This window comes from Hyphomonas sp. (assembly GCF_041689225.1).
Taxonomy (GTDB): Bacteria; Pseudomonadota; Alphaproteobacteria; order Caulobacterales; family Hyphomonadaceae; genus Hyphomonas.
Genome location: NZ_JBDNGN010000096.1, coordinates 1 through 5760 on the forward strand (window position 1 = coordinate 1; position 5760 = coordinate 5760).

The 5760-nt window shown below is 58.8% G+C and carries 6 protein-coding genes; 5 read left to right on the forward strand and 1 reads right to left on the reverse strand.

What is annotated here, in order from left to right; translation table 11 throughout:
* Nucleotides 1–442 precede the first annotated feature (442 nt).
* The 3 genes from rfbB to rfbA are packed head-to-tail and all read left to right on the forward strand — an operon-like array spanning nucleotide 443 to nucleotide 3316.
* Nucleotides 443–1507, forward strand: coding sequence for a dTDP-glucose 4,6-dehydratase (gene rfbB / locus ACESNB_RS08735; RefSeq protein ID WP_373006357.1), 1065 nt, complete (start codon nucleotides 443–445; stop codon nucleotides 1505–1507).
* 34 nt (nucleotides 1508–1541) lie between these two features.
* A complete protein-coding gene (gene rfbD / locus ACESNB_RS08740) occupies nucleotides 1542–2447 on the forward strand; it encodes a dTDP-4-dehydrorhamnose reductase (protein WP_373006359.1) in 906 nt (301 codons plus the stop codon).
* Nucleotides 2444–3316: a glucose-1-phosphate thymidylyltransferase RfbA gene (rfbA, locus tag ACESNB_RS08745; RefSeq protein ID WP_373006361.1), complete on the forward strand. Its 873-nt coding sequence runs from the start codon at nucleotides 2444–2446 to the stop codon at nucleotides 3314–3316. The genes rfbD and rfbA overlap by 4 nt, the downstream gene beginning before the upstream one ends.
* On the opposite strand, the gene ACESNB_RS08750 is transcribed toward rfbA, so the two are convergent.
* Complete coding sequence (locus ACESNB_RS08750; protein WP_373006363.1) at nucleotides 3285–4370, reverse strand: glycosyltransferase family 2 protein; 1086 nt, start codon at nucleotides 4368–4370, stop codon at nucleotides 3285–3287. The two genes, rfbA and ACESNB_RS08750, sit on opposite strands and share 32 nt — an antisense overlap.
* A 186-nt stretch (nucleotides 4371–4556) precedes the next feature.
* On the opposite strand from ACESNB_RS08750, the gene phhA reads away from it, so the two are divergent.
* Nucleotides 4557–5429 carry a phenylalanine 4-monooxygenase gene (phhA, locus tag ACESNB_RS08755; protein WP_373006365.1) on the forward strand — a complete coding sequence of 291 codons (873 nt, stop codon included), beginning with the start codon at nucleotides 4557–4559 and terminating at the stop codon, nucleotides 5427–5429.
* A gap of 41 nt (nucleotides 5430–5470) precedes the next feature.
* On the forward strand, nucleotides 5471–5760 hold a 290-nt coding region (locus tag ACESNB_RS08760; RefSeq protein ID WP_373006367.1), incomplete at its 3' end, for a GDP-mannose 4,6-dehydratase.

A 5760-nucleotide genomic window follows, 5' to 3' on the forward strand; every position in this document is an offset into this window, starting at 1 on the left:
CAGAAGTCCTCATGCATCGTACTGGAGACGCCCACGACAGCCCTTTTCCGGTGGTCCAATCCATGATGGCAACCAGATAGAGGTAGCCACGCTTACCCGGGATAAACGTGATCTTACCACAACAGTCCTGGTTCGGAAGCGTGATCTCCATGCCTTTCGTTAGGTAAAGGAAGATCAGATGGGCCGGGAGTGGCTGGCTTGTCTTCGCCCTTCGGCAGACCGCTTCGGGACCTGTCAGTCGCATCAGGCGGTGGGGGTGGTGGCGATCCACCTTCGCGCCCTACCGCGCCAGCCACTTTGCGATCTGCCGCCTTCCGAAGCACGGGTTTTGCTTGGCTTTGTTACGAATCTGTCAGCTGAAGTATCACTGGTTGCTATTGTTGCGCCCGGCAAATATTACGTAGCTTTATCATCCGACCGCTTACCAGTTTGAAGTCAACTCATGGAAAAGATCATCGTCACCGGCGGCGCCGGGTTTATTGGGTCGGCTCTGGTTCGGCATTTGGTGCTCGACGATGGCGTTGAGGTCATTGTCGTTGACAAGATGACTTATGCCGCAAATCGCGCCAACATTGAACCTGCCGAAAAGACCGGGCGATGCAGGCTCGTAGTTGCCGATATTTGTGACCAGGCGCGGATGACCGACCTGATCAAAAAGGAGGCGCCCGACCAGATCCTGCACTTGGCAGCTGAGAGCCATGTCGACCGTTCCATTTCCGGGCCCCACGATTTCATCGAGACAAATGTCATCGGGACCTACAGCATGCTTGAGGCGGCTCGGACCTACTGGTCGTCCTTGCAGGGCGACGCGAAAGAAAGATTCCGCTTTCTGCATGTCTCAACAGATGAAGTGTACGGCTCGCTTGGCGCCGAGGGGCTGTTTCATGAGACAACGCCCTACGACCCTTCTTCGCCCTATTCAGCGTCAAAGGCTGCGTCCGACCATCTGGCCCATGCCTGGCATCGCACCTATGGCCTGCCGGTCGTGGTGTCGAATTGTTCAAACAACTACGGACCTTACCATTTTCCGGAAAAATTGATTCCGCTCGTTATCCTCAACGCGCTCGAGGGCAAACCCCTCCCGGTTTATGGTGCCGGATCGAATGTGCGGGATTGGTTGTATGTCGATGACCATGCGCGGGCATTATCCTTGATCGCTTCGCAGGGGCGCCTTGGTGAAACATATAATGTCGGCGGCCGTAACGAGCGGACGAACCTTCAGGTCGTCGAGGCCATATGTGACGCACTCGACGTCCTGCGGCCAACCAGCAGGTCGCGGCGCGAGTTGATCACATTTGTCAAGGATCGCCCGGGCCACGACCAGCGATATGCCATCGATGCGACAAAGCTTGAGACTGAGCTTGGTTGGCGCGCACGGGAGACTTTCGAGACGGGGCTGCGCAAAACTGTCCAATGGTACCTTGATCATCCCGACTGGTGGCAGCCCTTGCGCAAATCGGTTTATTCCGGTGAGCGCCTTGGCCTTGAAACAAACGTGAAAGCCTGATCTGACCGACGGTCTGAAACGGGATAAGCTCTTCATGTCCGATAATTTGAAAATCCTCGTCGCCGGACGAGCGGGGCAGGTTGCGCAAGCGCTGGTGAATCTTCCCGTTCCCCCCGGCGTGGGAATTGTCTCGCTGGGGCGTCCGCAGCTTGACATCTGCGATGAATTCAAGATCGAGGCGGCGATCAGTTCGATATTACCTGATATCGTCATCAACGCGGCTGCCTATACAGCGGTTGACCAGGCCGAGTCTGATGCCGCGGCTGCGTTTGCCCTGAACCGGGACGGCGCCGCCAATCTGTCGAAGGCCAGCGCCGCAAGGGGCATCCCGATCCTGCACCTGTCGACGGATTACGTCTTTGATGGCACCAAGCCGACACCTTATGTCGAAGATGACCCGGTCGCGCCTCTCGGCGTTTACGGGGCCTCAAAGCTTGCGGGCGAAGCCGCAGTTGCGGCGGCGAATGCGGCCCATGTCATCCTGCGGACTGCATGGGTTTACAGCCCGGTGGGCAAGAATTTCGTCAAGACGATGCTGCGCGTGGCGGACAGCCGGGATGAGCTCGCCATTGTGGATGACCAGATCGGTAATCCAACCAGCGCACATGACATTGCTGCGGGCTTGCTCGGCATTGCCCGGCGCATTGCTGGCTCGCAGGATTGGCAGTCGGGGATCTATCACATGACCAGCGCGGGCGAGGCGAGCTGGGCCGATTTTGCCCAGTTCATCTTCGAAACCAGCGGTGCGCTCGGCGGGCCGGTGGCGCATGTGAAACGCATCACTTCCGCGCAGTACCCGACACCGGTGACGCGGCCGGGTAATTCCCGCCTGGATTGCCGCAGACTGTCTGCACACTTCGGGGTGACTTTACCTGTATGGCAGGGCAGTACGCGCGCCTGTGTGGAAGAATTGATCAAGACAAAAGGATGGAGCGCATGAAGGGGATTATCCTCGCTGGAGGCAAAGGCACGCGCCTGTATCCGATTACGCGGGGCGTTTCGAAACAGTTGTTGCCCGTCTACGACAAGCCGATGATCTTCCACCCGATCACGACGCTGATGTTCGCGGGGATCCGGGATATTCTCATCATTTCCATGCCGGATGCGCTGCCATTGTATAATCACCTTCTGGGTGACGGCAGTGCTTGGGGCATGAATTTCGAATATGCCGAACAACCCGAAGCAAGGGGCCTGGCTGAGGCCTTCCTGATCGGGGCTGATTTTGTTGGCGGCGGGAAAAGCGCGCTCGCACTTGGCGACAACATGTTCTACGGCGCCGGCCTCAGCGGTGAGTTGCTCAAGGCCGGTTCAATGGGCACTGGCGCCGAAGTGTTTGCCTGTCAGGTGAACGATCCGTCTCAATTCGGCATCGTCGAGATGGACGATGAGGGCAAGGCCCTGTCGATTGAAGAAAAGCCATTGAAAGCGAAGAGCAACTGGGCGGTCACGGGCCTCTATTTCTACGATGAAGACGTTGTTGATATTGCGCGTAACGTGCAGCTCTCCGCTCGCGGAGAACTGGAGATCACGTCGGTGAATGACGCCTATCTCAAGCGGGGTGACCTTCGCGTGCACAGGCTCGCGCGGGGCACAGCCTGGCTTGATGCCGGTACGTTTGACGGCCTGATCCAGGCGTCGCAATTTGTTCAGACGGTAGAGAAGCGCCAGGGCATGAAGATTGCTTGCCCGGAAGAGGTCGCCTGGCGGAAGGGCTTCATCGATGACGCCCAGCTGGAAAAGCTGTCATCGGAATACAGGAATGAATATGGCGCCTACCTCAAAGGGTTGCTGACGCACTGGAGCCGGTAACCGGCGCCGGGGCAGGCAGCGAGGTTTCGCGCACGTGAACCTTGCGTTGGCTCATGCGGAACGGGTTCCACGCCATAGCGCGGACAAGCTGCCACGACGAGACTCTGCGCCGGCGGGCTTCCTGCCCGTTTCGGCGCATCCTGGCCGCGCCCAGCAGGCCGTCGCGCATGCCTCGCCAGGTCTGGCGAACACGGCCCGTCATGACCCCGCGGGCGAGCAGGTAGACAGATAGGGCGACATGGCCGGGGATCGTGATCCAGAAGATCGGCGCGGGCATGTTCTTGACGTAGGTCCAGATACGGTTGCGGGTGCCATGATAAATGGAAAAGTCGCTCGCGCGCCCGGTCAGCCCGCCGCCGACATGGTGGATGATTGCCTTGGGCAGGAACATGCAGTTTTCGCCCGCCAAACGCAGGCGAAAACCCAGATCAACATCCTCGCAAAAACAGAAGAATTTCTCATCAAAGCCGCCATGCTCGAGAAAAATCCGGCGGTCGAAAACAGCGCTGGCACCGCACGGACTGAAGCATTCCCCTTCACTTGGCAATTCGCTCGCAGCCCGTCCAAATCCGCCGCGCCACGGAATGCCGAAAATCAGATAGGCATCCCCGGCGCCATCGAGCGCCATGGGATCGGCGGCGTCAAACTGCGCAGACGCGAACATCCGGACATCCGGGTGCCGGGCCTGCCCGGACACGATCTCCTCAAGCCATCTGGCGTCGGCAATGGCATCCGGATTCAAGCATGCAATCCAGTCGCCGGTGGCCGCCCTGGCAGCCAGGTTGTTGCCGCCGGCAAAACCGTGGTTTTTGCTTTCCGCCATGAGCGTGAAGGCAGGCAATCCGTCTGTGCGCAATCGATCCACCGACCCGTCGGTGGATCCGTTGTCGACCAGTAGCACTTCGAAGTCCCTGACGGTCTGGCGCGCCAGTGAATCAAGCGCATGCTGGACGTGTCTACCGCCATTGAAGTTGACAATGATGATTGAAAACCTCGGGCATTTCGGCGCGCCTTTGCCGTACATGTTCCGGGGTGTATCCGGGAGAGTCGTCATACTGGTACCGTCACTTTGGTTCACGCCAGCCCCACTCTCTTACTGGCACTTTCCTGCGCGAGCGTCGAGGCGCCCAATGCGACACGACCACGTCGCAGATTACACCTTGCCGACAGGGCTGAGGCGCGGTGAATCCTGAAAATAGTTACGTCTGGAACCTTTTTCGGAATTTTGCTAAGCTGGACCATGATCACGAAAGCCCTCAAGAACCGCTACGCCGACGCGCCCCGCGCCGCCGACTTCACGATCGATCAGGCTTGGGAAACTTACTCTACAGCAGAACACGACAGGTGGGACAGATTATTCCGTCGCCAGCGTGAAGTCACGAAGGGCCGGGCCTGCCAGACGGTGCTGGACGCAATGGCGGCGCTGGAACTGTCGGCCTCGGGCATCCCGGACATGGAGAAGCTGTCCGATCGGCTTGAGGCGGTGACAGGCTGGCGTATCGTGCCGGTGGCCGCACTCGTGCCCGACGAGATATTCTTCGACCACCTCGCCAATCGGCGCTTTCCGGCGGGCGCCTTCATCCGACCGGAAGCCGAGTTCGACTACCTGCAGGAACCGGACATATTCCACGATATTTTCGGGCATGTACCGATGCTGGCCAGTCCGGTCTTTGCGGATTTCATGGAGGCCTATGGCAAGGGGGGGCGGCGTGCGATGAAACTCGGCCAGCTGCACAGCCTGGCCCGTCTCTACTGGTATACGGTGGAATTTGGCCTGATCCGCGAGGCGGGGGGCTTGCGCATCTATGGCGCCGGCATCCTGTCGAGCCCGAATGAAACCGTTTTCGCACTGGAAGATGACAGCCCGAACCGGATCGGCTTCGATCTCGCACGCATCATGAGCACCAAATATATCATTGATGATTTTCAGCAGAGCTATTTCGTCATCGACAGTTTCGAAGCCCTGCTCGATACCTGTTACCAGGACTTTGCAAACGTCTATGCCGAAATGAAGGAAAGGCCGGACTTTGAGGCGCACGAGGTCGTGCCGGGCGATGAGGTGATAACCCGCGGCACGCTGGCCTACTTCAAGGCCCGGCAGGCGGGGCGCTGACGCCTCTTGACCGTTCAGGAAAAAGCCCGCACCCCGATGTGATGCATTATGTCCCTCGCATCCTCGTGACCGGCGGTGCCGGCTTTATCGGTTCGTTCCTGTGTGAACGGCTTCTCGAAACGGGGGCGGAAGTCCTGTGTGTCGACAATTTCTTCACGGGGCGTCGTACGAATGTCGCCCACCTGCTCGACAATCCGAAGTTCGAGGTGATGCGTCATGACGTGACATTTCCACTCTTCGTGGAAGTCGACCAGATCTACAATCTCGCGTGTCCGGCCAGCCCGATTCACTACCAGTTCGATCCGGTCCAGACCACCAAGACCAGCGTCCA

What these genes read in the sequence shown, in the direction of transcription:
- rfbB (WP_373006357.1), top strand. Translation starts at nt 443, where the DNA reads ATGGAAAAGATCATCGTCACCGGCGGCGCCGGGTTTATTGGGTCGGCT.
- rfbD (WP_373006359.1), top strand. Translation starts at nt 1,542, where the DNA reads ATGTCCGATAATTTGAAAATCCTCGTCGCCGGACGAGCGGGGCAGGTT.
- rfbA (WP_373006361.1), top strand. Translation starts at nt 2,444, where the DNA reads ATGAAGGGGATTATCCTCGCTGGAGGCAAAGGCACGCGCCTGTATCCG.
- ACESNB_RS08750 (WP_373006363.1), bottom strand. Translation starts at nt 4,370, where the DNA reads ATGACGACTCTCCCGGATACACCCCGGAACATGTACGGCAAAGGCGCG.
- phhA (WP_373006365.1), top strand. Translation starts at nt 4,557, where the DNA reads ATGATCACGAAAGCCCTCAAGAACCGCTACGCCGACGCGCCCCGCGCC.